General features: G+C 66.6%; 27 protein-coding genes. 17 read left to right on the forward strand and 10 right to left on the reverse strand.

Features of this window, described 5'->3' with window-relative positions; translation table 11 throughout:
• Positions 1–24: 24 nt before the first annotated feature.
• Both ASE72_RS00280 and ASE72_RS00285 read left to right on the forward strand, forming a co-directional pair.
• Positions 25–912 (forward strand): LysR family transcriptional regulator, encoded by an 888-nt coding sequence (locus ASE72_RS00280; RefSeq protein WP_055933854.1) that lies wholly within the window; start codon positions 25–27, stop codon positions 910–912.
• A 404-nt stretch (positions 913–1,316) separates the two neighbouring features.
• A complete protein-coding gene (locus tag ASE72_RS00285; protein ID WP_055933925.1) occupies positions 1,317–1,823 on the forward strand; it encodes a MucR family transcriptional regulator in 507 nt (168 codons plus the stop codon).
• Positions 1,824–1,892: 69 nt separating this feature from the next.
• On the opposite strand, the gene ASE72_RS00290 is transcribed toward ASE72_RS00285, so the two are convergent.
• The gene (locus ASE72_RS00290) at positions 1,893–2,477 is read right to left on the reverse strand and encodes a recombinase family protein (protein WP_055933852.1); all 585 of its coding nucleotides are present in this window, start codon (positions 2,475–2,477) and stop codon (positions 1,893–1,895) included.
• 798 nt (positions 2,478–3,275) lie between these two features.
• Here ASE72_RS00290 and ASE72_RS21145 point away from each other — a divergent pair.
• Positions 3,276–3,512, forward strand: coding sequence for a helix-turn-helix domain-containing protein (locus tag ASE72_RS21145; protein ID WP_082445692.1), 237 nt, complete (start codon positions 3,276–3,278; stop codon positions 3,510–3,512).
• 14 nt (positions 3,513–3,526) lie between these two features.
• Here the strand turns inward: ASE72_RS21145 and ASE72_RS00295 are convergent, their stop codons facing one another.
• The gene (locus ASE72_RS00295) at positions 3,527–4,468 is read right to left on the reverse strand and encodes a YifB family Mg chelatase-like AAA ATPase (RefSeq protein WP_156350015.1); all 942 of its coding nucleotides are present in this window, start codon (positions 4,466–4,468) and stop codon (positions 3,527–3,529) included.
• Between the two features lie 119 nt (positions 4,469–4,587).
• Here ASE72_RS00295 and ASE72_RS00300 point away from each other — a divergent pair, with 119 nt between their 5' ends.
• From ASE72_RS00300 to ASE72_RS00340, 9 genes are all read left to right on the forward strand, one after another.
• Positions 4,588–4,908 (forward strand): hypothetical protein, encoded by a 321-nt coding sequence (locus tag ASE72_RS00300; protein WP_056015389.1) that lies wholly within the window; start codon positions 4,588–4,590, stop codon positions 4,906–4,908.
• A gap of 87 nt (positions 4,909–4,995) precedes the next feature.
• The gene (gene rpmH, locus ASE72_RS00305) at positions 4,996–5,130 is read left to right on the forward strand and encodes a 50S ribosomal protein L34 (RefSeq protein WP_031393806.1); all 135 of its coding nucleotides are present in this window, start codon (positions 4,996–4,998) and stop codon (positions 5,128–5,130) included.
• A gap of 56 nt (positions 5,131–5,186) precedes the next feature.
• Positions 5,187–5,510, forward strand: a complete 324-nt coding sequence (rnpA, locus tag ASE72_RS00310; protein ID WP_056015391.1) for a ribonuclease P protein component — start codon at positions 5,187–5,189, stop codon at positions 5,508–5,510.
• 196 nt (positions 5,511–5,706) lie between these two features.
• The gene (gene yidD, locus ASE72_RS00315) at positions 5,707–5,955 is read left to right on the forward strand and encodes a membrane protein insertion efficiency factor YidD (protein WP_056015392.1); all 249 of its coding nucleotides are present in this window, start codon (positions 5,707–5,709) and stop codon (positions 5,953–5,955) included.
• Entirely contained in the window at positions 5,952–7,661 is a 1,710-nt protein-coding gene (yidC, locus tag ASE72_RS00320) for a membrane protein insertase YidC (RefSeq protein WP_056015394.1), read from the forward strand. Before yidD ends, yidC begins: the two co-directional genes overlap by 4 nt.
• Before the next feature lie 80 nt (positions 7,662–7,741).
• Positions 7,742–8,338: a ribosome biogenesis GTP-binding protein YihA/YsxC gene (gene yihA, locus ASE72_RS00325; RefSeq protein WP_056420495.1), complete on the forward strand. Its 597-nt coding sequence runs from the start codon at positions 7,742–7,744 to the stop codon at positions 8,336–8,338.
• 66 nt (positions 8,339–8,404) lie between these two features.
• Entirely contained in the window at positions 8,405–9,079 is a 675-nt protein-coding gene (locus ASE72_RS00330; RefSeq protein WP_056015398.1) for a glutathione S-transferase family protein, read from the forward strand.
• Positions 9,076–10,197: a succinyl-diaminopimelate desuccinylase gene (dapE, locus tag ASE72_RS00335; protein ID WP_056015400.1), complete on the forward strand. Its 1,122-nt coding sequence runs from the start codon at positions 9,076–9,078 to the stop codon at positions 10,195–10,197. Before ASE72_RS00330 ends, dapE begins: the two co-directional genes overlap by 4 nt.
• Positions 10,198–10,241: 44 nt before the next feature.
• The gene (locus tag ASE72_RS00340; RefSeq protein WP_056015402.1) at positions 10,242–11,561 is read left to right on the forward strand and encodes a metal-dependent hydrolase family protein; all 1,320 of its coding nucleotides are present in this window, start codon (positions 10,242–10,244) and stop codon (positions 11,559–11,561) included.
• Here ASE72_RS00340 and ASE72_RS00345 read toward each other — a convergent pair.
• From ASE72_RS00345 to ASE72_RS00360, 4 genes are read right to left on the reverse strand one after another with little or no spacing between them, the layout of a single operon-like run.
• Positions 11,554–12,255, reverse strand: coding sequence for an alpha/beta fold hydrolase (locus ASE72_RS00345; RefSeq protein WP_056015404.1), 702 nt, complete (start codon positions 12,253–12,255; stop codon positions 11,554–11,556). The two genes, ASE72_RS00340 and ASE72_RS00345, sit on opposite strands and share 8 nt — an antisense overlap.
• A 42-nt stretch (positions 12,256–12,297) precedes the next feature.
• Positions 12,298–13,602, reverse strand: coding sequence for a CitMHS family transporter (locus ASE72_RS00350; protein ID WP_056015406.1), 1,305 nt, complete (start codon positions 13,600–13,602; stop codon positions 12,298–12,300).
• A 22-nt stretch (positions 13,603–13,624) separates the two neighbouring features.
• Positions 13,625–15,130 (reverse strand): OprO/OprP family phosphate-selective porin, encoded by a 1,506-nt coding sequence (locus tag ASE72_RS00355; protein ID WP_056015408.1) that lies wholly within the window; start codon positions 15,128–15,130, stop codon positions 13,625–13,627.
• A complete protein-coding gene (locus ASE72_RS00360; RefSeq protein ID WP_056015410.1) occupies positions 15,127–16,203 on the reverse strand; it encodes an ABC transporter substrate-binding protein in 1,077 nt (358 codons plus the stop codon). The genes ASE72_RS00355 and ASE72_RS00360 overlap by 4 nt, the downstream gene beginning before the upstream one ends.
• 106 nt (positions 16,204–16,309) lie before the next feature.
• On the opposite strand from ASE72_RS00360, the gene ASE72_RS00365 reads away from it, so the two are divergent.
• The 5 genes from ASE72_RS00365 to ASE72_RS00385 all read left to right on the forward strand — a co-directional run bounded on the left by ASE72_RS00365 (position 16,310) and on the right by ASE72_RS00385 (position 21,246).
• A complete protein-coding gene (locus ASE72_RS00365) occupies positions 16,310–16,963 on the forward strand; it encodes a response regulator transcription factor (protein WP_056018557.1) in 654 nt (217 codons plus the stop codon).
• On the forward strand, positions 16,953–18,350 hold the full coding sequence (locus tag ASE72_RS00370) for a sensor histidine kinase (RefSeq protein WP_056015412.1): 1,398 nt from the start codon (positions 16,953–16,955) through the stop codon (positions 18,348–18,350). Before ASE72_RS00365 ends, ASE72_RS00370 begins: the two co-directional genes overlap by 11 nt.
• Positions 18,351–18,432: 82 nt before the next feature.
• A complete protein-coding gene (locus tag ASE72_RS00375) occupies positions 18,433–19,152 on the forward strand; it encodes a response regulator (protein ID WP_156350017.1) in 720 nt (239 codons plus the stop codon).
• Positions 19,149–20,522 (forward strand): sensor histidine kinase, encoded by a 1,374-nt coding sequence (locus ASE72_RS00380; RefSeq protein ID WP_235532171.1) that lies wholly within the window; start codon positions 19,149–19,151, stop codon positions 20,520–20,522. The genes ASE72_RS00375 and ASE72_RS00380 overlap by 4 nt, the downstream gene beginning before the upstream one ends.
• A gap of 49 nt (positions 20,523–20,571) precedes the next feature.
• Positions 20,572–21,246, forward strand: a complete 675-nt coding sequence (locus ASE72_RS00385) for a hypothetical protein (protein ID WP_056015416.1) — start codon at positions 20,572–20,574, stop codon at positions 21,244–21,246.
• 73 nt (positions 21,247–21,319) lie between these two features.
• Here the strand turns inward: ASE72_RS00385 and ASE72_RS19990 are convergent, their stop codons facing one another.
• From ASE72_RS19990 to ASE72_RS00400, 4 genes are all read right to left on the reverse strand, one after another.
• Positions 21,320–21,493, reverse strand: a complete 174-nt coding sequence (locus ASE72_RS19990; protein ID WP_156350019.1) for a hypothetical protein — start codon at positions 21,491–21,493, stop codon at positions 21,320–21,322.
• 127 nt (positions 21,494–21,620) lie between these two features.
• Positions 21,621–23,150, reverse strand: coding sequence for a DHA2 family efflux MFS transporter permease subunit (locus ASE72_RS00390; protein WP_056015418.1), 1,530 nt, complete (start codon positions 23,148–23,150; stop codon positions 21,621–21,623).
• A 10-nt stretch (positions 23,151–23,160) separates the two neighbouring features.
• Positions 23,161–24,426, reverse strand: a complete 1,266-nt coding sequence (locus ASE72_RS00395; protein WP_082445693.1) for an HlyD family efflux transporter periplasmic adaptor subunit — start codon at positions 24,424–24,426, stop codon at positions 23,161–23,163.
• On the reverse strand, positions 24,426–25,871 hold the full coding sequence (locus ASE72_RS00400; protein WP_056015419.1) for an efflux transporter outer membrane subunit: 1,446 nt from the start codon (positions 25,869–25,871) through the stop codon (positions 24,426–24,428). The genes ASE72_RS00395 and ASE72_RS00400 overlap by 1 nt, the downstream gene beginning before the upstream one ends.
• Positions 25,872–26,016 lie beyond the last annotated feature (145 nt).

A 26,016-nucleotide genomic window follows, 5' to 3' on the forward strand; every position in this document is an offset into this window, starting at 1 on the left:
ACTGCGAAGGAGCGGAAGCGCCTTATGGCACCGGGAAATATCAACGACATCGTCGCCTTCGTGGCAGCTGCCGAAGCTGGGAGCTTTGTAGGCGCAGCACGCGCGCGCTCGATGACGCGGTCGGGCATCGCCAAGAGCGTTGCCCGCCTGGAGGATCGGTTAGGCGTACGGCTGTTCCACCGGACCACACGCAGCCTTGGGCTGACCGATGACGGCCGCGTTTTCCTCGATCGTTGCACGCAGATCCTCGCCGATCTGGAAGAAGCGGAATTGTCGATGTCCGATGGCGGTGGAGAGCCGCAAGGGCTGTTCCGAATGACCGCGCCGATGACGTTCGGACGCCTCCTGGTCCTGCCGTTGCTCAATGATTTTCTTGCGTCGTGGCCCAAGTTGAGGGCGGATGTGAGCTTCACGGACCGTGTCAGTGACATCATCGAAGACGGTATTGATCTCGCTATCCGCATTGGCGAGACCCGCGACAACAGCAGCCTCATTACCAGAACGCTGACCCATCAGCATGACCTGGTAGTCGCGAGTCCGGCCTATTTGTCGGTCGCTCCGGCACCGCACCATCCCGACGATCTGCTAGGGCACACTTGCCTGAATTACGTCAGCGCCGGTCAGAAGCGCGCTTGGCGTTTCGCCATCGAGGGTAAAACAGTCGTCGTTAAACCGCGAGCACGCCTTTCGCTCGACAGCGGGGAAGCGTTACGCGATGCCGTGGTCTCGGGGGCGGGACTGGCGTTCCTACCCAGCTATGTCGTTGACCAGGATCTGTCCGAAGGTCGTCTCGTTGCGCTACTGACGAACTATGCCGCGCCCCCCGTGCCGATCAGTATAATCTATCCAAGTCGTCGCCACCTCGCTCCGAAAGTCCGCCGATTCATCGATTTACTGGCGCGAAATATTTGATCTCTAGGGCATCGCCGACCTTCGGGACCGGCTTTGTGGACCGGATGTGTCGAAAACCCGGTCACAATCACGACTGCGCGACAAACAGGTGTTTTGCGTCTCCTGCGCGGCCTTGCCGGTGCTTAGGCCCTACGACGGATACGGTTAGAGCGGTGACCGCTCCGCGCATGAGAGCTTGACCAATCATATTCGATCAGAAGTTTGGAGCGCACTCGGCAAGACTCAAACGGTCGCTGGCGTCGGCGGCAGCGAAGGAGCAAATTTGCCAACGTCTTGGACGGTAATTAAGAAAGCATATTCCGGTTTCATTTTATGTATTGATCTCAAATGGATGGTCTGGCGCGGCCCGAGATTGCCAGCGACCAATCAAGTACCTAGATGCGCCTCCAGAAATGGAGACCTCTATGTCCGACACTACCCTCGACCTGAACCCCGTTGAACTCGCCACGGAATTGACAATCGCTTGGTTGGCCAATCCCAACACGCGTACCAACGCTGACGACGTTCCAGCCTTCCTAAACAAGATGTACGAAACTGTTTCGGTGCTGGTCGGCGGAAACTCGACGGCTGCTGAGCCCGAAGCATCTGCTCAAGAGTACACCCCGGCAGTGACCGCTCGTAAGTCGCTTGCCAGCCCCGATCACATCATCAGCATGATCGATGGCAAGCCGTACAAGACGCTGCGCCGTCATCTCGCCACTAACGGCATGACGCCAGCGGAATATCGCGATCGTTATGGCCTGAAGGCTGACTACCCCATGGTCGCTCCTACCTATTCGGAAGCACGTCGCACGATGGCCAAGAGCATTGGGCTGGGTCGCAAGCCTGGCCAGACGAATGTAGCCAAGGCAGACGCCAAGCCCGCTTCAGCTCCGCGCAAGCGCAAGACCGAAGAAGCACCAGCGGAATAACCTAGAGGCTGGCTTCCTAGGAAACGGGGAGCCAGCCATTTATGGTGCGTGTAGATCAGCCGTATGCTGCTAAGCGGCATTCTCTTCCGCGCTAATTGCCTCTTGTTCTGGTGCTGGCAAATGGCGGTATAGCGTCGCGACCGAGACGCCGATGGTTGGGGCTATTTCGCGGGCAGTCATTCCAGAGGATAAAAGTTTCCGCGCGGCCTCGAGGCGTTTGGGTGTCATTACTGTCTTCCGGCCACCTACCCTGCCCTCACGCCGGGCGATGATCAACGCAGCCGTCGTGCGCTCACGTACCAAGTCACGCTCCATTTCGGCCATCGCCGCCATGATATGGAAAACGAGTTTCCCAGCTGTGCCTGCGGTATCGATCCCGTCTGTAATCGATTTTAGCCCAATGCCCCTCGTCGCCAGATCGGACGAGAGGTCGATCAGTCCTTTCATGGTACGGCCGAGCCGGTCGAGCTTCCATACTACAAGAATGTCTCCGGTTCGCGCATGGGAAAGCGCGTCGGCTAAGCCGGCACGGTCGGCTTTTGCTCCGCTGGCCTTATCCGAGAAGGTTCGTTCGCAACCCGCACTGCGCAACGCTTCGAGCTGCGGGGTCAGATCCTGTTCCGGGGTCGACACTCGGGCATAGCCGATCAGCATGAAGCATTCTCAGAACTCATGTCTGACGCCTATCATACCAAGGCCCAATCGCGAAAGTGTTTTGAGACGCTGGCATCGACTGCTACAGGTTCTCACATGATGGCGCATCAAAAACGATCGTTTGAGAGAATGCAAAGTACCATTCGATTACGGTAGCGGCGGGTCGGCAGGCTAGGTGGAGCGCTTTGAATGAGATGGCTACTTGCCCCTAATCCACATGCCTGGGAATCTCTAGGCCAATGGGTTAAACGGATTGGCCAGCAATACGGATACCCCTCCGTCGAGAGTTTTATGGAACAGTACGGTTTTCATAACCTTACTAGTGCCGATCTTTTCTACAGCCCCTCAGAAGACGCATTGAACGTTATATCTCGCAATACTGGTTACACCCCCCTTCTACTATCGCGTCGAACGTGTACTTTTTTCGGTAATCTGCGGAATTTAGATACAGTTCATAGTTGTAAATTGGAGTACGTGCGTCGTCACGTAGTGACTGACTTAGACGCCCCTTCACTTTTTAAGCGACGTGACATGCCACTGGTCTTTACCAAGCCGCATTTGCACAAAAAGACTGCTATCCGATTTGGAAAAGGCGCGGCTCGCGAGCTGACTAAGCTCTGCGCCAGTCGGCCCGCCACGAGCATTGTCTTTAGCAATTTACCACAACTAGTCTTTTCGAAACGAGAGACCATAGATATTTGCGCGATTATAATTGATAGCGGTTGCGAGTTGTTCGATATGCAGAGCCTGCTCAGAGTATCCCATAGGTTATAACTAGACTTTATCTGCATTTTTGAGATGCTGAGATGGCACATTCATCAAAGAGCAAGCCGTGCAGCAAAACCGTCAAGATTGCGGGGGCGTCAACCAAGCCTATCATTTTCCGAAGCAGCCGATGCCTGTCGACGATTCGAAAACGGCGAGAAGGTCATCGATATAGCGGACAGGTACGGCGTAGCTCGATCGACCGTCTATCAATACCTAAAAGCTCGCTCGATTGTGAACCTTCACGCTAAACTGCATCCTCTCATCTGAACCAGAAACGACCGCTAGCTCTCCCACATCGAATGGTTTATTGCCCGAGTGCAATTGCTTGATCCCCACTGCAACCGGCAGTGCATCAGTGCAAATCCCAGCGCCGGGTGTACACCGCCCCCCGTGAGCGCCGCCATCGAGGCCGAGTGATGCGGCGCGCGAAACGGTCGCGTGCGCGTCAGCCGTCCGCCCGTCAGCGTCCCCGCGACCGACTGGACCATCGACACCTCGAGTGCCTCGGCCGCATCGAGCGGGGGCAGGATTCCCGGCAGGCATGCGGCCATCAGCGACTTGCCCGACCCCGGGGGACCGCAAAGAAGCAGATTGTGCCCGCCCGCAGCGGCGATCTCGAGCGCGCGCTTGGCGGTCTCCTGCCCGCGGACCTGCGCGAGATCGGGCCCTGGCGCCGCGGCGTCGACGGTTCCTGGCTCGGGCGCTCGCAACAGGCCATGGCCTTTGAAATGATTGATCAGCGCGAGCAGATCGGGCGCTGCGATCACGTCGACCGAACCGGCCCAGGCCGCCTCCGCGCCCTGCGACGCCGGGCATATCAGCCCCTTGCCGATCTGCGACGCGTGGAGTGCCGCGAGCAGGACACCGGGCGACGCCGTGATCCGCGCGTCGAGCCCCAGTTCGCCGACGACGACATAATCGGCGAGCATTTCCGCGTCGATCACCCCCATCGCCGCGAGCAATGCGAGCGCGACAGGTAGATCGAAATGCGATCCTTCTTTCGGAAGATCGGCCGGCGACAGGTTCACCGCGATCCGTTTCGGCGGCAGCGCGAGCCCCATCCCGGCGATCGCGCCGCGCACGCGTTCGCGGCTTTCGCCGACGGCCTTGTCGGCCAGTCCGACGAGATTGAAGGCAGGAAGTCCGGGAATCAGCTGGACTTGCACCTCGACCGCGCGCGCTTCCAACCCAAGATACGCCACCGTCGACACGATCGCAGCCACTGCGTTTCCCCCGCAACGCCGCGTTTTTGCCACGTCCTGTGCTATTCATACCGGAATGTGCATCCCCGCAATGCCTCGCGGCCTTGCGCCGTCTTGCGATCCTAACACACCAGCGCCAAATGCCGCCCGTGACCGTCATCCGCCCCCGCGTCTTCCGTATCGGCCAGCTTGCACTTGGCGGCCTGCTGATCGTCATTGCCCCTGCGCTCGCGCCCGTGCCCGGGCCGGCGGGAATATTCCTGTTCGCCGGAGGTATGGTGCTCGTGCTGCGCAATTCGCCGCGCGCCCGACGTCGCTGGGCACGGCTGAAGCGGCGCTGGCCGCGAACGGGGCATCTCGTCGACCGGGTCATGCGTCGGCGAAGCGCTCTGCGCCGCCACACCCGGAGCAAGGCCTCGCCAGCCGGATCATCCGCGCTACAAACGCGAAGCGTCAATTGACTTACCCGCCCCGTTTCCGTAAGCGCCCACCCATCAAGGCCGTCCCCGTGGCGGCCGTTTTCTATTTGATGACCTAGGGAATGACCAATGAAGCGGACCTTTCAGCCGAGCAACCTGGTACGCGCACGCCGTCACGGCTTCCGCGCACGGATGGCGACGGTCGGCGGCCGGGCAGTGATCCACGCACGCCGCGCCCGCGGTCGCAAGAAGCTGTCGGCCTAACAATTCTCGACAAGCGCCGCGATTTTCTCGCGGCGAATGCGGGGAAGCGCGCACCGATGCCGGGATTCGTCCTGCTCATGCGCCCCCGCGACGATGGTGACGACACGATGCGAATCGGCTTCACCGTCACCAAGAAGATCGGCAACGCCGTTGTCCGGAACCGCATGAAACGGCGGTTGCGGGCGTTGGCGCGTGAGCTGTTGGCGGAGCGCGGCGTTGCGGGGGCGGATCACGTGCTGATCGGTCGCAATGGCGGGATCGAACGCGATTACGCGTTGTTGCGGACCGAGCTGGGCAAGGCGTTCCGCAAGGTAACGCCGCAAGCCGCTCCCGATACCACCCCGGCGAAGGCCGGGGCCCAAACGGGAAAGCGGCCGTGACCACGCGCCGCCATTGGTTACTCGGCGCCCCCAATTGGGCCCCGGCCTCCGCCGAGGTAGTGCGTGAGTATGCATGGCGTGGTGCCCAAAGTGTCACCTCCCCCCGTGTCGTGTTCTCCCGCGAAGGGGGGAGCACAGCCTGGGTCCCCGCCTTCGCGGGAGAACAAAATTGGGGCAGGATTGCCCCGGCTGCATCATGCTAGCCCGCCTCCTCATCCTCATCGCGCGCGGCTGGCAACTCGGCCCTTCGCTCGTCCTGCCGCCCACTTGCCGCTACGATCCTTCCTGTTCCGCCTATGCAATCGAGGCCGTTGGGCGCTATGGCGCGCTCAAGGGGGGCTGGTTGGCGGCGAAGCGTATCGCTCGCTGCCATCCGTGGGGCGGGCATGGACCCGACCCAGTCCCAGAGCTGAAGCCTGAGAAATTGAAAGACGCCGCCCTGTGAAAGACGACAAGCAGAATTTCGTGCTGTTCGCGGTGATCGCGGCGCTCATCCTGTTCGGATGGCCGATGATCCAGGGCAAGTTCTTCCCCACCGCAAATCCCCCGGTCACCAAGATCGAGGGTGGCAAGACCAAGCCGCTCGCGAACCCCGCCGCGGATCCCGCCGCTGACGGTGCCGCCGCGATCGGTGACCGCACCGCCGTCATCGCGAGCACGCCGCGCATCCGGATCGAGACGCCGCGCGTCTCCGGCTCGATCAACCTCAAGGGCGCGCGGATCGACGATCTCGTGCTCAAGGGCTATGACGAGACGGTCGCGAAGAACTCGCCCCCGATCCGCCTGTTGTCGCCTGCGGGCGCGCCGGACGCCTATTTCGCGAGCTTCGGCTGGCGTGCGCAGGGTCTGACCCCGCCCGCTGCCGACGCCGTCTGGACGCCCTCGGGCGCAACCACGCTGACGCCCACCACCCCCGTCACGCTCGACGCGACCAACGCCACCGGTCAGCGCTTCCGCATCCAGATCGCGGTCGACCAGGATTACATGTTCACGGTCCGCCAGACCGTCCTGAACGCCGGGACCGCGCCCGTCCCCGTCGCGACCTATGGCCTCGTCAACCGCGTCGGCATCTCGAAGGATCCGTCGTCGATGACGATCCATGTCGGGCCGATGTCGGTCGACAATGGCGGCGCACACTATCGTCCCGACTACAAGGACATCGACGAGGCGCCGCAGAAGTTCACGACGACCGGCGGCTGGCTCGGCTTTACCGACAAATACTGGCTGACCGCGATCATCCCCGACCAGGGCCAGGCGTTCGACGGCCAGTTCCGCGCGGGTGCAAACAAGGCCTATCAGGCCGACTACGCACTCCAGCCCAAGCAGGTCGCACCGGGCCAGGCGATCACGCAGGTCTCGCGCTTCTTCGCCGGCGCCAAGGAAGTCCGCCTGCTCGATCGCTACACCGATCAGGCCGGCGGTGTCGCCAAGCTCGACTATGCGATCGACTGGGGCTGGTTCCGGATCGTCGAGAAGCCGATCTTCTACTATCTCGACTGGCTGTACCGCACGGTCGGCAATTTCGGCCTCGCGATCATCCTGCTGACGGTCACGATCCGCGGGCTGCTGTTCCCGATCGCGCAGCGCCAGTTCAAGTCAATGGCGGCAATGCGCGCCGTCCAGCCCAAGGCGAAGGCGCTGCAGGAGAAGCACAAGGACGACAAGCTCCGCCTGCAGCAGGAGACGATGGCGCTGTACAAGGCCGAGGGTGTCAATCCGCTCGCGGGTTGCGCGCCGACGCTGCTCCAGATCCCGATCATGTACGCACTGTACAAGGTGCTGATGCTGACGATCGAGATGCGTCACCAGCCGTTCGTCGCGTGGATCAAGGATCTGTCCGCGCCCGATCCGCTGACGCCGCTCAACCTGTTCGGCCTGCTCGCCTTCACGCCGCCGCACTTCATCGCGATCGGCGTCGTGCCGATCATTCTGGGCATCAGCATGTACTTCCAGTTCAAGCTGAACCCGACGCCGATGGACGACACGCAGAAGCAGGTCTTCGCGTTGCTGCCATGGGTGCTGATGTTCGTGATGGCGCCGTTCGCGGTCGGCCTCCAGGTCTACTGGATCACGTCGAACTGCCTGACGATCATCCAGCAAAAGCTGCTCTACGCCCGGCATCCGGGTCTGAAAGTTCCGGTGACCAAGTGAACGACGTCCCCCACCTCGGCCCCGATCTCGAGCAGACCGACACGCCGTTCACCGCGGAACAGCTCGAGCATGCGCGGAAGTTGTTCGCAGGCCATGTCGGCTTTCTGAAGTCCGCGCCGACGCTCGAATTCCTGCCCGACGCGACGGTGCCGGAGGTGGCGTTTGCGGGGCGTTCGAACGTCGGCAAGTCGTCATTGCTCAATGCGTTGACGGGCCGCAATTCGATGGCGCGCACGTCGAACACGCCGGGCCGCACGCAGGAGCTGAACTTCTTCGACGTCGGCGCGCCGCTCGCGTTCCGTCTCGTCGACATGCCGGGCTATGGTTTCGCCAAGGCGCCCAAGGACGTCGTCAAGAAGTGGCGGTTCCTGATCAACGACTTCCTGCGCGGCCGCGACGTGCTCAAGCGCGCGCTCGTGCTGATCGATTCGCGCCACGGCATCAAGGATGTCGACCGCGAAATCCTCGAGATGCTCGACAAGGCCGCGGTGAGCTACCGCATGGTCCTGACCAAGGCGGACAAGATCAAGGCGTCCGAACTCGTCGAGGTCACCGAGCGCACCGCGCTCGAGGCGCGCAAGCGCCCCGCCGCGCATCCCGACATCCTCGTCACGTCGAGCGAATACGGCATGGGCATCCCCGAGCTGCGCGCGGCGGTGGTCGAAGCGGTCAGCTAACACCCGCGCATCCGGCGGGGGCCGCAGAGATTGCCCTCGCCCGTCCGGCCCGCTAGTCCCCGGGCCATGAAACTCGTCATCGGCAACAAGGCCTATTCCTCCTGGTCGCTCCGCGGCTGGCTCGCGTGCAAGCACTCCGGGCTGCCTTTCGAAGAGGTCGTCGTGCCGATGTACGACGCCGACTGGGAAAAGCGCCGGCAGGGTGACGAGTTCGCGCCCTCGTCGGGCAAGGTACCCATCCTGTGGGACGGCGAGGCGGTCGTGTGGGACAGCCTCGCGATCGTCGACTATCTCGCGGACAAGGTCGGTCGCGACCGGTTCTGGCCCGCCGACGAAGCGGCGCGCGCGATGGCGCGCTCGATGGCAGCGGAAATGCACTCCAGCTTCGCCGCGCTTCGCAAGAAGCACAGCATGAACGTCCGGCAGATCTTCCCGGCGCAGCGTCCCGACGACGACGTGCTCGTCGATCTGCAGCGGATCATGGAACTCTGGGCGCAGGCGCGCGCGCGATTCGGTGGCGACGGCCAGTTCCTCTTCGGGCAGTTCGGCGCGGCGGACATCATGTTCGCCCCCGTCGTCACGCGGATCGTGACCTATCAGCTTCCGATCGCCCGCTTCGCGCAGGGCTATATGCAGGCCATGTTCGAACACCCCTTCATGCAGGACTGGATCGCCGGTGCGCAGGAAGAGGAATGGGTGATCGAACAATATGAGCAGCCCGCGTCGAGCCCGACGCGATGATCGATCCGCTGGCGCTGGCGCAGGCGCTGCTCGCGGCGGACAGCGTCACGCCGGCACGGGGCGTCGTGTTCGACGTTCTCGACGCGGCATTGCGCCCGATCGGCTTTGCGGTCGACCGGTTCGTCGTCGGCGAGGCGCCCGACGGTCCGGTCGAGAACATGCTCGCGATCCGGACGGGCAGCGGCCCGCATCTGGCATTTGCCGGGCATCTGGACGTCGTGCCGCCCGGCGATGGCTGGACCGGGTCACCCTGGTCCGCAGAGGTCCGTGACGGGCTGCTCTACGGCCGCGGCGCGGTCGACATGAAGGGGGCGATCGCCGCCTTCGCCGCCGCCGCCGGCCGCAGCGATGCCGGCACGCTCTCGCTGATCATCACCGGCGACGAGGAAGGGCCCGCGACCTTCGGGACGCGCGCGCTGATCGACCGGATGGTCGCGCGCGATGTCGTCCCCGATCTGTGCATCGTCGGCGAACCGACCTCGACCGCCAGACTGGGCGACGTCATCAAGATCGGCCGGCGGGGTTCGGTCAACATCTGGATCGAGGTCCCCGGGCGGCAGGGTCATGTCGCGTATCCGCATCTTGCGGACAATCCGATCCCGCGCCTGATCGCGATCCTCGCCGATATCGGCACGATCGAGCTCGACCGCGGCAATGCGTGGTTCCAGCCGTCGAACATCGAGGTTACCGACCTCACCGTCGGCAATCCCGCGCACAACGTGATCCCCGCCAGGGCGAGCGCACGGCTGAGTATCCGGTTCAACGACGAACACCGCGGCGGCGACCTGATCGACCGGATCGCGGCGGTGGCGGCGCGCCATGACCCTGCTGCGCAGGTCACCGGTCGGATATCGGGCGAGGCGTTCCTGACCGAGCCCGGCGCGTTGTCGGCGATGCTGTCCGGCTCGATCGAAGCGGTCACGGGCGTCGTGCCGGAGCTCTCGACGACCGGCGGTACGTCGGACGCGCGGTTCCTGTCGAAGCTGTGCCCGGTGGTCGAGTTCGGACTGATCAACGCGACGATGCACAAGGTCGACGAAGCCGTCGCGGTCGACGACCTGATCATGCTGACGGATATCTACGCAAACATGATCGAGCGTGCGATGAGCGGTTCCTGATCGCGACGACGATCGCGGGGAATGGCTCGAACTGGGGGAAAGACATGATCAAGGCATTGCTGCTCGGACTGGCGACGACGGTCGCGACATCGGCGCTCGCGCAGACGCCGCCCCCAGCGCCCTCGCGAACGAGCTACATACAGGCAGGGGCGGTACTCGATCGCCCGGGCCAGCCGCCGCGCGGGAATACCACGATCGTGGTCCGCGACGGCAAGGTCGCGGAGCTGCGCGACGGGTTCGTTGCTGCCGAGCCCGGCGCCACGCTGATCGACCTGCGCAACGCGTTCGTCCTGCCCGGGATGGTCGACATGCACGTGCATCTCTGGGGGATCGGTGGCGACCCGATGCGCGCGCGGCTCGAGGCGCTCAACCGCGACCGGTTCGACGACGAGATGACCGCGGTCGCCAACGCCCGCACCACGCTTGCGGCGGGGTTCACCTCCGTCCGCGATCTCGGCGGCGACCCGCGCGGCATCAGGGCGCTGCGCGACGCGATCGACGCTGGCACGGTCGAGGGTCCCACGATCACCAATGCCGGCGAAATGATCTCGGTCACCGGCGGGCACGGCGACGGCGGCAACGGTCTGGCGGAGGAATTCGCCGACATGGTGCATGCGAAGGAGGTCAACCTGTGCGACGGCCCCGACGATTGCCGTCGTGCGGTGCGTGCACAGGTCGCGCTGGGCGCCCGCGTCATCAAGTTCGCGGCGACCGGCGGCGTGCTGTCCAACGTCAGCGGCGGTCTCGGCCGGGCGATGACGCCTGAGGAAATGCGCGCGATCATCGACACCGCGCACACGCTCGGCCGCAAGGTCGCGGCGCACAGCCACGCGATCGGGGGCACGCGCGCCGCACTGGAGGCAGGCGTCGATTCGATCGAGCACGGCACGTTCCTCGACGACGAGACGATCCGGCTCTTCAAGGTCAAGGGCGCGTATCTGGTGCCGACCGAGATCGCGCCGGTCGCCGCGCTTGCGCAGGCGCGCGGCGGTGCGCTGCCGCCCGCGACGATCGTCAAGGCCGAGTCCGCGGCCGCGGCGATGGCGGCGAGCCACCGCCGCGCCTATGCCGCGGGGGTCAAGGTCGCGTTCGGCACCGACACAGGGGTGTCGAAGCACGGCGACAACGCGACCGAATTCGCGCTGCTGGTGCGGAACGGGCTGACCCCGGCGCAGGCGATCGCCGCGGCCACGGTCGGTGCCGCCGACCTGCTGGGTCGCGACGATATCGGTACGCTCGCACCGGGCAAGACCGCCGACATCATCGCCGTCACCGGGTCACCGCTTCAGGACGTCACCCGGCTCGAACATGTCGATTTCGTGATGCACCGCGGTACCGTCGCAACGCAGAAACCGATCAGCTGACACCGGGTGTGGCCCGCGGCCGTCGAAGCCGGCGGGGCCCCCCGCCCAGCCAGCCACGCAGGAGCATCGTCACCTCCCCGGGACGTTCCATCGGCGACAGATGGCCGCACGCGCGCAGGATGTGGAACGCCGCCCCCGGGATACGCGCGGCCAGCGCCTTGGCATCGTCGGGCGAGCAGATCCGGTCGCGGTCGCCGACCGCCACCAGGGTCGGCACGCGGATCGCGGCGATCGCCTCGGTGATGTCGGGGCGCGCGAGCAGCGCCTCCTGCTGGCGGTCGAACACGCCTGGTCCGACCCGCTCCGCCATCGCCTGGACGGGGCCGCTGACGATTGCCGAGAGCTGCGGATCGGCGTGGGGCGCGGTGGCCAGCGACCCCTGATCGGCGACGGACCGCGGTCGGGCCTCCATCGATGCGCGCGTCCCGAACAGGGCGATCCGCGTGACGCGATCGGGCGCCTGCCGGATGATCTCCATCGCGACATAGCCCCCGAGGCTCACGCCGGCGACCGCGAACCGCGGCGGCGCGTCCGCCAGCACCCGCGCCGCCATGGCGTGGATGCTCGAGTCCCGCGACAGATCGCCAAACTCGGGGTGGGCCAGATCGCCCAGGTCCATGATCTGGCGCGACCAGAGCCGGCCGTCGCAGCCCATTGCGGGCAGCAGCATCAAGGGTTCGAGATGTCGTTCCATCGCTGGACTCCGGTGTCGGGACAAGGGGCGCGCAAGCTCGGCTCAGCCTGCGACGAACGGGAAGGCGAGCGCGATGATCCCGACGAGCGTCATCACCGCGCAGACCATCACCGCGGGAAGCAGCGTGAAGCGCTGATGATCCGCGAGATCGATCCCGGCGAGGCTGACGAGCAGATAGGTCGACGGCACCAGCGGGCTGAGCAGGTGGACGGGTTGTCCCATCAGCGACGCACGCGCGATCGCCATCGGCGAGACACCGTAATGCGCGCCCGCCTCGGCGAGGATCGGGAGCATCCCGAAATAGAAGGCGTCGTTCGAGATGAAGAAGGTGAACGGCAGGCTCAGCACCGCAGTGATCGGCGCCATATAGGGGCCGAACGCAGGCGGGATCGCACCCACCACTTCCTTGCTCATCGCCTCGACCATGCCGGTTCCGCCGAGGATGCCGGTGAAGATGCCCGCGGCGAAGATCAGCGACACCACCGACAGGACGTTCCCCGCATGCGCGGCGATCCGCTCCTTCTGCTCGGCGACGCCGGGATAGTTGACGATCATCGCGATCGCGAACGCGATCATCATCAGGACCGACAGCGGCAACACGCCCCAGACCAGCAGCGTCAGCAGCGTGACGACGAGCAGGCCGTTGAACCAGATCAGCCTTGGCCGGCGCGCTTCGGGATATTGCGATACCGCCATGCCCGTGAATTCGGCCTCGTCACGCACCTGGACCGCACCGATCCGCGCGCGTTCCTTGCGCCCGAACCAGACCGCCAGCGCCAGCAGGCTGACGAGCCCGGCGATCATCCCCGGGATCAGCGGCAGGAAGACCGTCGCCGGGTCGAGCTTCAGCGCACTTGCCGCACGTGCGGTCGGACCACCCCACGGCGTCAGGTTCATGATCCCGCTCGTCGCCATCAACAGGCAGCACAGGTACAGCCGGTTCATGTCGTAGCGCTTGTACAGCGGCAGCAGCGCGGCGATCGTGATGATGTACGTCGTCGATCCGTCCCCATCGAGGCTGACGAGCGCGCACAGCACGACCGATCCGAGCAGGATCCGCGTCGGGTCGCCGTGCACCATCCGGATCAGGCGCCCGACCAGCGGATCGAACAGGCCGGTGTCGGTCATCGTCGAGAAGAACAGGATGGCGAACAACAGCATCACGCCGGTCGGGGCGAGGTTCTTGATCCCGTCGATCATCATGTCGCCGAGACCCGCCGCCTGTCCGGCGGCGACGCCAAAGATCGTCGGGATGACGATCAGCGCGACCAGCGGCGTCATCCGCTTGGTCATGATGAGCGTCATGAAGGTGGCCACCATCAGGAAGCCAAGCAAAGCCAGGTTCATGCGAGCAATCCTTATGGGGGAGTTAGAAGGTCACCGCGACGCGCGCGCTGACGGTCTCGCCATCGTCGCTGCCGATCACGGCGCCGCTGCGGTTGTCGGTATTCCAGTGGATCGCGTTGACCTGCAGCCGCGTGAAGCTGTTGAGATACCAGTTGACGCCGAGCGTCCCTGCCCATCCCTCGCCGCCGGTCAGCAGGTCGGTGTAATCGAGGCTTTCATAGCGTCCGGTCAGCTCGATCGCGCCCGGCCCGCCGTCGAAGGTGGGGCGCTTGACCTTGGGCTGGCCGAAGCTGCCCAGTCGCGGGTTGTAGGGCGGCAGGTCGCCCGTCAGGAAGAACCCGCCCGACAGGCTCCACGCCTTGCTCGTGAAGTCGGGGCGCCCGGCATCGAGCCGCGCGTCGCGCCGCCCCGCCTCCGCCATCAGCCACAACGGCCCGCGATAGCCGCCTAGCTCGAGCCCATAGCCGGTCGTTCCGGTTCCGCCGATCAACGGCCCCGTCGACACGCGCAGGCCGCCGTTGAAGCGACCACCGATCACGGTGTTGCGCGTCAGCGTGGTCGCGGCCGGGGACAAGGATTCGTCGAAGCCCCAGGCGCCGAGATGCAGCACCGCGCTGTCGGTCTTGATCGGGTTCCAGTGCGCACGGGCGAGCACGGTGCGGCCGTCGCTGACCGCCTGCGTGCCGTCGACACGGTCGCCGGTGACCGTCAGCGACGCATGCCCCGTCTTCCAGAACAGGCGCGGCATGATGCCGATCCCGTAGAAACCACGCTGCGGAATGATCGCGGTCGCGACCGTCGTGCGTTCGAGGAACGGCGTCGAGTCCGAGCCAGTCGAGCCCTCGAATCCGCGGTCGTTGAACAGGTGCCCGGCGCGCACGTCGTAATCGAGCCCCGGCTTGATCCGGTCGCGCCAGCCCATGAACGCGGTCACGACATCGACCTCGTTCTCCGAAAAGTCCGCTTCCATCTGATAGAAGAAATGCGTTCCGACCCCGCCTTCGAGCCCGAGGCGCAGCGCGCGCATGCCCGTGGTCGTCAGGTTGCGCGTGTCCGATTTCGACCCGAACGACGAACTCACATCGGCAAGGATGCGGCCGCGGGGCTTGAACGTGTAGACGCCGTCGGCCGAATGGAACACCGGCAGGCCCGCCCCCCATTCGGTGGTGATGCCCGAGGGATTGTCGCGCGCGGCGGCGGCCTGCGCGACGTCGCGATCGGCGGGGCCCGGCGGCACGAGCTGCGGCGCGAACGGGATCGTGCGGCGCGAGTCCGGCGTCGCCTGCGCGACCGCGACGGGCGGTGTCGCCGGGGTGGTTGTCGGTGTCGGCGCCGTCGTCACGGGGGCCGGCGACGCGGCAACGACCTGCTGCCCCTCGATCCGGTCGAGCCGGGCTTTCAGCGCAGCGATTTCCGCCGCCTGCGCGCGGACGAGATCGGCAAGATCGGCCTGGCTCGGCGTCTGCGCCAGTGCAGGAGTGGCGACTGCGAGTGCAATCACTGCACAGCCGGTACGCAACAGGGTCATCGGGAAGCTCCGGAAAGGGTCGCCTGCCAGTCGCGAAGGAAGCGCTGGCGGGTGATGTGATCGAGATTGACGAGCAATTGCGGCCCGACGCGGATCGGCCGCGCCTGCACGCTTGGCAGGCGACGCGCACGCACGTCGGTGCGCACCGGCCACAGGCTGCGTTCGGCGAGAAGCGTCTGGCCGCGGCGGGACAGCAGGAAGTCGAGAAACAGCTTGGCGGCGGCCGGCGCACGCGCGTTGCGGGCGATGAACGCGATGCGTGAGGTGACGATGGTGTAGTCGGTGGGGAACACCACGCCGAGCCGACGATCGCGCTTCGCCTGCTCCAGCGCATAGGAGCCGATGACGTTGTACGCGATCGCCTGGCGCCCTGCGGCGACCGCGGCGAGCATCGGCTCGGTCGTTGCCGAGAGAACGGGCCTGGTCGCCGCGATCGCCTGGAAAAGCGCACGGCTGTCGCGGGTGATCGCCAGATCCTCCGCCATGTACAGATAGCCGACATTCGAGCGCGCGGGATCGAAGGTCGTCACGCGGCCGGTGAACACGGCGCGTCGCTGCCGCAGCACCGCCTCGAGCGCGGCATGGCTGCGCGGCATTGCCGCATCGGGGATCAGCCGGCGATTATAGACGATCCCGATCGGCTCGGCGGTGACGCCATAGCCCATGTTCTTCCACACCGACCGTGCCGGGAGCGCCGGCTTTTCGGGGCTCGCATAGCCTTGCGCGAACCCGTCGTTGATGAGCTTGACCTGCAGGTCCATCGCCGACGACCAGACCAGGTCCGCGGACGGGCGACGGGCCCGCGTCTCGGCGACCAGCCTGCGGTAGATTTCGGCCGAGCCGAGATCGGCATAGCGCACCGCGATGCCGGGATAGGTCCGCCTGAACGCGGCAACCACCGCGACGAGCTCGCTCCGGTCGGCATTGCCGTAGACGGTCAGCACGCGCTCGGTCCGCGCATCGGCGATCAGCGCGTCATAAGAGCGCGGATAGCCGACCGGGCGCTGCGCCACGGCATGGCCCGGCTGGGCTGCGCCAACCGCCGACATCATCAGAAATAGGATCTTTCGCATCCCGGCTCCTCTCGCTTTTCCGCTTCTGTGCTCGGATAAGCCTGACGATGCGATACAAGCCCGACCTGTCAGCAACCTTTCACCGCCGGTCGTCATGCGAATCCTGATGATCGAAGACGATGCCGCGCTCGCCCGCAGCATCGGCGCGCTCCTTCGTGCGGACGGCCATGCGGTCGATCACTGTGCGAGCGGCGAGGAGGCGCTGACGCTGGTGTCGAGCGAGCCCTACGCGCTCGTGATCCTCGACGTCGGCCTTCCCGATATCGACGGCTTCGTCGTGCTCGAACGGATGCGGCGCACCGGCGAGCGCGTCCCCGTGCTGATGCTAACCGCGCGGGACGGGCTCGACGACAGGGTCCGCGGGCTCGACCTCGGCGCGGACGACTATCTGCGCAAGCCGTTCGAGCCCGAGGAACTCGAAGCGCGCGTCAGGGCGCTCGGCCGACGACGCGGCGGCGATCCGATGCCGATGGTCACGATCGGCGCGCTGACGCTCAACCGGTCGACCGGGCATGCCGAGGTCGCGGGTCGCGTGCTCGACCTTCGGCGTCGGGAATGGGCGGTGCTCGATGCGCTCGCGACGCGGGCGGGACAGGTGGTCCCGCGCGACCTGTTGCTGGCCGAGGTCTTCGGCTTCGACGAGCCCGTCGGGCCCAATGCGATCGAGGTCAACGTCACGCGACTGCGCAGCAAGCTCGGCGATGCCGGGCCCCAGATCCGGACGATCCGCGGTGTCGGCTATCTGATCGATGCGGGATAGCCGCGGCAGTCCACTACGGCGCGCGATCGCGCTCCGCACACGGCTGCTGCTCGCAATGGTCGGGCCGCTGGTCGCCGTTGCGATCCTGCTCGGGCTGGCAGGCGCGACGCTGATCGCCGACGTCGTGCGCCGCACGAACGACCGCGTGCTCGCTGGCGCGCTCGGCGCGATTGCCGAGACGGTGCAGGTCGAACGCGGCGACGTCACGCTCGACCTTCCCCCCGCCGCGTTCGGGATGCTGGAGAACAGCGAGCGCGACAACGTCTATTACCGGATTGCCGAAGGCGACACGTTGCTCACCGGCTATGCCGACCTGCCCGCCCCCCGCCCGAACGACCTGACGATCGACGAGCCGCGCTTTCGCTTCGCCAGCTACCGCGGACAGCGCATCCGCATTGCCGAAGTCCGCCGCGCCTTGCCCGCGATCGATCGCCCCGTGGTGGTCCAAGTCGCCGAGACGCTCGACGGCCGCAGCGCGTTGTCGCGGCGCCTCATGATCGCGCTGCTCGTCGGCGAGATCCTCCTGGTGGGGATCGCGGTGCTGCTCGTGCGCCCCGCGCTCGGGTGGAGCCTGCGTCCGCTCTCGCGGCTGCGGGGCGCGGTCGAAGCGCGTGACGGGCGAGCCGCGCCCGATCTGTCGCCGCTGGAAACCGGTCCGCTGCCGCTCGAGCTGCGCCCGCTCGCCACCGCCTTCGACCGGCTGCTCGCGCAGCTCGACACCGCCACCGCCGCGACCCGACGCTTCACCGCGGACGCCTCCCACCAGATGCGCACGCCGCTGGCGGTGCTCAAGGTCCAGGTCGCGCTCGCCCGCCGGGGATCGAGCGAAGCGCTCGACGAGATTGCGGATGCGAGCGCGCGGCTCGAACGCCTGCTTACCCAGCTGCTGGCGCTGGCGCGTGCGGAGGAAGCCGGCGCGTCTGCCCCGCTCGAACGCGTCGACCTGCGCGAGGTCGCGGTCCGCGTCATCAGCCGGCATATCGGGCAGGCGATCGACGCCGATGTCGAACTCCAGCTCGAGGCGGAAGCCGGGCCGGTGATGGTCACCGGTCACCGCACGCTGATCGTCGAGATCGTCGGCAACCTCGTCGACAACGGCATACGCTATAATCGTCGTGGCGGCATGGTGACGGTGGCGATCGCGCCCGCAGGCGACGTGCCGGGCGACGAAGTGACACTGTCGGTGCGCGACGATGGCCCGGGGATTCCGCGCGCTGACCGCGACCGCGTGTTCGATCGCTTCATCCGGCTGGAGGCGGGCGACGGCGCGGAGGGCAGCGGCCTCGGACTGGCGGTCGTCCGCTCCGCCGCCACGCGGATCGGTGCGACCATCGCACTCGAAGACGCCGCACCCGGTCTGATCGTCCGCCTCCGCTTTCCCCGCTAGGCGACGCCGCGACCGCGCGCATCGCCACGCGGATCGAATTCGTGAAACATTCGGCACACATAAGCGGCATAAAGCGACGACGATGACCAGCAATCCGCCCCTGCCTGCCGAAACGGTCCTGCTCATCGTCGACGACGACCAGGCCATCCGAACCCTGCTGGCCGACAGCCTCGGCATGCACGGCTTCCGCGTGGAGACCGCGGCGAATGCGCAGGACATGGACGTGATGCTCGCGCGACATCCCGTCTCGCTGGTCCTGCTCGACATCATGATGCCCGGCGAGGATGGCCTGTCGGCATGCCGTCGCCTCAGCCAGAAGGGCGGCCCCCCGATCGTTCTGCTGAGCGCGCTCGGCGAGGAGCCCGACCGGATCCTCGGGCTGGAGATCGGCGCGAGCCATTACCTCACCAAGCCGTGCAGCCCGCGCGAGATCCTCGCCACCGTCCGCGCCGCGCTTCGACAACGCACCGATGCCGACACCCGGGCGAGCCGCGCGTTCGGGTTCCTTGGCTGGCGCGTCGACTTTGCTGCGCACGAACTGTTCGACGCGGACGGCATGTTCGTCGACCTGACCGATGGCGAATTCGCCGTCCTGCGCGCCTTTGTCGAGCGTCCGCGCCGCGTCCTGGCGCGTGACGCGCTGCTCGAGGCGGCGCGCGGCCCCGATACCGAGGCCTATGACCGCGCGATCGACGTGCAGGTCAGCCGGCTGCGACGCAAGCTCCGGTCGCGGGGTGACGAGGTCATTCGCACGATCAGGAACGAGGGCTATTTCTTCGTCCCCCGGGTCGTCCGGCTGTGAATTCGGCGAGCGGACCAAACGCGGCGAGCCGGCTGACCACGGCGCGTCTGCGGCAGCGCTGGCCCCTGTTCCTGCGCATCTTCGTGCTGATCCTCGGTACGGTCCTGCTCGTCCAGGTGCTCAACTTCGCCGCGGTGCTGCTGGTGCCGCCGCCGACGCCGATCGTCTATTCGACGAGCCGGATCGCCGCGGTTGCGCGCGCCGGGCGCGACCCGTCGGGGTTGCTGGCAGTCCGGATGACCGACGAGGCGCCGATCGAGCCGGGCGATGCGCGCGACCGCCGGCTCGCTCGCATGATCGCCGCCGATCTCGCGCTGCCCGCCAGCGCGGTCGTCGTCGAGGCGCGTCACTATGGACCGCCGCTGATGGTCGGCGCGTTCCGCACGCCGATGCCGATGGGCGTGCCCAGGCTGCCCCGGCAGTTTGCGGTCGACAACGGGCTGTTCGGCCAGTTTGCGGTCTCGATCCGCGCGTCGGGCGACCGGTGGCGCGTGATCCGTCCCGCGCGGGAGTCGTTCGGCCCCTGGCAGGCACGGATCGTGCTGTGGTTCCTCGTCGCGGTGGCGGTCGCAGCGCCGATCGCCTGGCTGCTCGCGCGTCGGGTCGCACAGCCGATCGCGTTGTTTTCGGCCGCGGCGGAGCGTCTCGGGCGCGACCCGCGTGCACCGCCGATGCCCCTGTCGGGATCCCCCGAGATCCGGGACGCGGCGACCGCGTTCAATCTCATGCAGGAACGGCTCAATCGCTACGTCGAGGACCGGACGACGCTGATCGCGGCGGTCGCGCACGATCTGCGCACGCCGTTGATGCGTCTGTCGCTGCGGCTGGAAAAGGCCCCCGCCGACATCCGCGACGCAACCGAGGAAGACATCAGGGACATGAGCCAGCGGATCGGCGCGGCGATGGCGTTCGTCCGCGACATGACCCGCGATGTCCGTCGCCAGCGGCTCGATCTGCGATCGCTGGCCGAGAGTATCACCGACGATTTCGCCGACCATGGCGATCAGGCGGTTCTTCAGCCCGGGCCGCCGCTTGCAATCCATGGTGACGCGCCCGCGCTGAAGGCGTTGCTTGCGAACCTGATCGGCAACGCGGTCAAATATGCCGGCCACGCCGAGGTACGGCTCCACCGCGAGCATGACACCGCGATCATCGAGGTCAGCGATGCCGGTCCCGGGATGACCCCCGACGATCTGGCGCGGGCGTTCGAACCGTTCTTCCGCGCCGAGCGCTCGCGCAGCCGGGATACCGGTGGCATCGGGCTGGGCCTGCCCAGCGTGCGCGCCGTCGCGCGGGCGCATGGCGGCGAGGCGACGATCACCAACCGGCCCGGTGGCGGCCTCGTCGCGCGCGTCGTATTGCCGACATGATGCGGCGGCATAGCAAGCCCCTCCCCCTCTTGCGCAAGACAGGACAGGCATGAAGTTGACGACGTTGATCGGGGTCGGTCTTGCAATCATCACTTCCGGCGCAAGCGCGCAGGACCGTCCCGCCAAGCGTGCGCAGCAGGGCCGCGGACAGCTGTTCATCAGTCCGATGGGCGAGCCGTTCCGTTCGACGCAAAAGCCCGGCGCGGCGCAGGCGCTGTGGTTCGCCGAGGCGGATGCCGACCATGATGGCCGGCTGACGGCGAGCGAGTTCCAACGCGATGCGCTCCGCTTCTTCGCGATGCTCGACCGGCGTCAGGACGGCGAGATCGATCCCGAGGATATCGGCTGGTACGAAAACGTCCTCGTCCCCGAAATCCGCGTCAGGCAGGGGCGCGGCTCGAGCCCGCGGGTCAGTGGCGCGCAGAAGTCCGGCGATCGCGGCGATCGGGGATCGGGCGGCAAACAGGCGACCCCGCTCGCGTCGGAGCGGCTGGGCGCGGGGAGATACGGCCTGTTCGATCTTCCCGAACCCGTGATCGCCGCCGACGCGAACTTCAATCGCGGCGTCGACAAGGACGAATTCGTCAAGGCCGCCGCGGTGCGGTTCGCCGCGCTCGATCGCAACCATGACGGTGCGATCACGCGTCGTGAGCTACCGCGCGCCGGCGCCGAGACGTGGCGGAACGGCAGCGACGCGACACCTGCGGTACCCGGCGCACGCTGAGCGTCCGCGCGTCACGAACACCGTGATCGTCCGGCAGGTCGCCCGTCGCGAGTCCGCTCTCGCGCACCGGGGATCAGCCGAGCATCCCCGATATGATCCAGCGCCGGCTGATCGCGGACTTGACGATCGTGACGCCGCAACTGCGACACGCCGATCGCTGGACGAGCGCATCGGCGACGTCACGATGGCGTGAGCGTGGCAGGTGGCGCCCGGTACTGCAGTCGGTCGATCGTGATGGCATCGGCATAGGGGCGCTCCGGCAAGACTGCGTGAACCGACCCGTCGCATGCGAACTTGTCCCGAATATTTCGGGATGATGTACGAACACCGCCATCCCGTGCCCGACACCTCCCAGACACGGGTATCGACCGCGGCTAATGCGCGGCCGACGCGTCCACCGGGCGCGCAGGGCGCGGCGCCAGCCAGATGATCGCCGCCGACGCGAAGAAGATCACCGCGGCAAGTGCGAAGATGTGATTGGTCGCGAGCGCGAAACTCTCCTGCTCGACCAGCCGTTCGATCATCCCCCGCCCCTGCTCGGCCGAGAAACCGCGCTGCGTCATCGTCGCGATCACCTGGTCGCTGCCGTTCAGCACGTTCGTCAGCTCGGCGCGGTTCTGCTGCGCGCCGTTCTGCCACAGCGTGCTGCCGATCGACGTGCCGATCGCCGCGGCGAGCGTGCGCAGGAAGCTCATGACGCCCGCGGCCGACGCGGTCTCGTCGGGATCGACCGCCCCCAGCGCGATGATCGTCAGCGGGATGAAGAAGAACGGCATCCCCAGCCCCTGCACGAGCTGCGGCGCCGCGAGGATCCAGAAATCGGCACCGCTGAACCAGAAGGTTCGCAATACCGAGGTGAGCCCGAGCCAGAAGATCCCGAAGCAGACCAGCGCACGCGGATCGACCTTGTTGCTGAGCTTGGCGACGATCGGCGAGAATATCACCGCAAGGACGCCGTTGAACGCGGTGACATAGCCCGCGTCGGTCGCGGTGTACCCCATCGTCGACTGCAGCCATTGCGGGATGATCACCACCGAGGCGAAGAAGGTGCCGAAGCTGAACGCGAGCGCTGCGACCGCGACGCTGAACCCGCGATGCCGGAACACGCGCAGATCGACGATCGGGTTACGCTCGGTCAACTCCCACGCCATGAAGGTGGCAAAGCCGATCGCCGCGATCACCGCGCAACCGACGATGAAGCTCGACCCGAACCAGTCATATTCGCGCCCGAGGTCGAGCATCACCTGCAACGCGGCAATCCACACCACCATCAGGATCAGGCCGACACGGTCGATCGGCACGATTTCGGTCTTCGTCTCGGCCTGACGCAGCAGCGTGAAGACGCCGATGATGCAGAAGATCGCGATCGGCAGGTTGATGTAGAAGATCCACGGCCACGACCAGTTGTCGCTGATCGTGCCGCCGAGAATGGGGCCGAGGATCGGCGCGGTCACCGTCGTCATCGCCCATGCCCCCATCGCAGCCGCACGCTGCTTGGGCGGAAAGATCGTCAGCAGCAGCGTCTGCGTCAGCGGCATCAGCGGACCGCCACAGAACCCCTGCCCGATGCGGAACGCGACCATCGAGCCCAGCGTCGGCGCGAGGCCGCAGAGCCCCGAGAACACCGCGAAGCCGATCATCGCCGCCATGAACACCCGGATCGTCCCGAACCGTCGCACCAGCCAGCCGGTCAGCGGCACGCAGACCGCTTCGGCAACCGAATAGGAGGTGACGACCCACGTCCCCTGCGTCGGCGACACGCCGAGACCGCCGGAGATGTGCGGCACCGACACGTTGGCGATCGTCGTGTCGAGCACGACCATGAAGTTGGTCAACGCGAGCACGAAGCCGGCGAGGATCAGGCGCGAGCCGGTCAACGGCTGCGCGGACGTGTCTGCGGCCATCGATCAGGTCCTAGCGGTTGCCGCCGCGCTCATCGCCGCCATCGTCGGCGATGTCGATCTCGGCATCCATCGACAGCCCGACACGAAGCGGATGCGCGCGCAGTTCACGCTGGTCGAGCACGATCCGAACCGGCAAGCGCTGCACGACCTTGATCCAGTTGCCCGTCGCATTCTGTGCGGGGATCAGCGCGAAGGCCGACCCGGTCCCGCCCGCAAGCCCGACGACGCGGCCGTGATAGACGACGTCGCCGCCATGGAGATCGGACGTCAGCGTCGCGCGCTGCCCGATCCGGACCTTCTGAAGCTGGCCTTCCTTGTAATTGGCATCGACGTACAGCCGGTCGACCGGGACGATCGACATCGCGGCGGTGCCGGGCGCAAGTCGCTGACCGATCTGGACGTTGCGCTGCGCAACGACACCGTCGATCGGTGCGCGAACGACGGTGCGCGACAGGTCCAGCTTCGCCTGGCGCAGCTTGGCACGTGCCGCGAGCACTTCGGGTGCGGTGGCCTGCGTCGTGCCGCGCGTCAGTGCGATATTGGCCGCACGATCCTTCTGCGCCGAAACCTGTGTTGCGGTCGCCTGCGCGATCCCTGCCTGCGCAACGGCGACATTGGCGCGCGCGGTCCGCAATGCGTTCGTCGCTGCCGTCACCTCGTCACCCGACACGGCGCCTGCCGCGACCAGCGCCTGGCGGCGTTGATAGTCGATCTGCGCGCGCTCGAGATTGCCCTGCGCCAGCGCGAGCTGCGCGCGCGCGGCGCCCACGTCCGCGCCGCGTGCGTTGGCCTGTGCCTGCAAGGCGTCGCCCGTCGCCGCGGTCTGACCATAGCGGCGCTCGGCGCCCGCCAGGTCGGCCTCGGCCTGCGCAACCGCGATCTTGAGATCGGCGTCGTCGAGCCGCATCAGGACCTGGCCGCGCTTGACGCTCTGCGTGTCGCTGACGGTCACGTCGACGACCTGACCGCTGACGAGCGGCATGACCTGTGCGGTCTCCGCCGCGACATAGGCATTGTCGGTGGTCACGCGCTTCGACAGCACCAGCGCGTCGTACAGGAAATAGGCGGCCGCCGCGATCCCCACGACGAGCGCGACGATCAGGAGCAGCCGCTTGCGACGGCCCGGGTTGGCCGTATCCGGCTTGGCGGTCTCCGGCTGGTCATCGTCCGATCCGGCCTGACCGGGGTCTGGCGCAGGCGGCCCCGCCTGCTGCGTGTCGGCCGCTGGCTTGGGCGCAAGGGCCCGGTCGCCGTCGTCGTTGGATGGGAAGGCCATTATCGTGTCCCACTGGTCGGGTTGAGGGGTTGAAAGCCGCCGCCGAGCGCGCGGACCAACTGGATGTCGAGCGCGAACCGCCGCGCATCGATCGCCGCGAGCGACCGCCGCGCGGTCAGCACCGTCTGCTCGGCGCTGAGCACGTTGAGAAAGGTCGAGAGCCCGCCGCGATAGCGGAGCTGCGCGACGTGATAGGCACCTTCGGCATCGCGCAACGATTCCTGCGCGTCGACCAGCTGCACGGCGACCTGCCGGCGACTGGTCACCGCGTCGGCAACCTCGCGCAATGCGCCGATCACGATGCGGTCATAGGTCGCGACTGCCTCGTCATAGCGCCCGCGCGCCTGGCGATACTGACCCTGGATCGCGCCGCCGCGAAAGATCGGCAGGCTGATCGCCGGGCCGACATTGCCGATGCTCGACCCGCCCTTGAACAGCTGATCGAGCCCGAGCGACTGGAGACCGATCAGCCCCGACAGGCTGATGTCGGGATAGAAGTCGGCGCGCGCGACCTTGATCCGGCTTGCCGCGGCTTCGGCGCGCGCACGCGCGGCGGCGATGTCCGGACGGCGCCCGATCAGACCGATGCCCGCGTCGGCGGGAAGCTCCGCGGTCATCACGCGCACGGCAGGCCGCGTGATCGACAGCGCCCGATCCGGGCCTGCGCCGACCAGTGCCGCGATCGCGTTCTTGGTCAGCGCGATCTGTTCGGCGTTCGACGCCAGATCGACCCGCGATGCAGGCACAGCGGACCGCGCCTGCTTGAGCTCGGCCTGCGTATCGAGCCCGCTCGCGACCCGGTCGGCGACGAGCCGTTCGGTCGTGTTGCGCACAGCCAGCGCGCGCTGCAGCACGTCCTGATCGGCGTAGAGACGCGCGAGGTCGGCGTACCTCGCAGCGATATCGGTCGCGAGCGTCAGCCTGGCCTGCTCACCTTCGATCCGCGCCGCCTCGGCCTCCGAGGTCGCGGCGACCAGCGATGCGCGGTTGCGCCCGAACAGATCGAGGTCGAGCCCCGCATTGAGCGCGATCCGGCCAGCGTCGTTCCATCCCTTGGGGACGAACTCGGCAGGGATACCGTTGTTATAGCTCTGCTTGTTGAGGACGGCAAAACCATCGGCGTCGAGCGTCGGCTGATTGGCGGCCCCGGCGGACTGGACCGCACCCTGCGCCTGAAGCACGCGCGCGGCGGCAATCGCGATGTCGGGCGCGCCCGCGGTCGCCTCCCCGATCAGCGCGTCGAGCTGCGGATCGCCGTACCGACGCCACCAGCCTGTCGCAGGCCAGATGCCCGCGGCCGCCGGGGCTGGCGATGCCGCCAGGCTGAGGCCGGAGGCATAGGTTCCGGGCGTGGCGAGTTCAGGCCGCGGCCCCAGATCGGGAACCGCGCAACCTGCAAGCGCTGCCGCAACGCCCGCGCAGCCCATCAATCGAATCAGTTGCATTTGACTACCGTACTCCTCGGTACGGCAGCGACATGCTGCGGCGCCGCAACCTTGTCAATCTATAACCGTACTCTATAGTACGGCCATGGAAGACACCAAGACACGACGGGATCTGAACCGCGAAGCACGCCGGACCGCTATTGTA

Source organism: Sphingomonas sp. Leaf20 (genome assembly GCF_001421535.1).
Lineage (GTDB): Bacteria > Pseudomonadota > Alphaproteobacteria > Sphingomonadales > Sphingomonadaceae > Sphingomonas.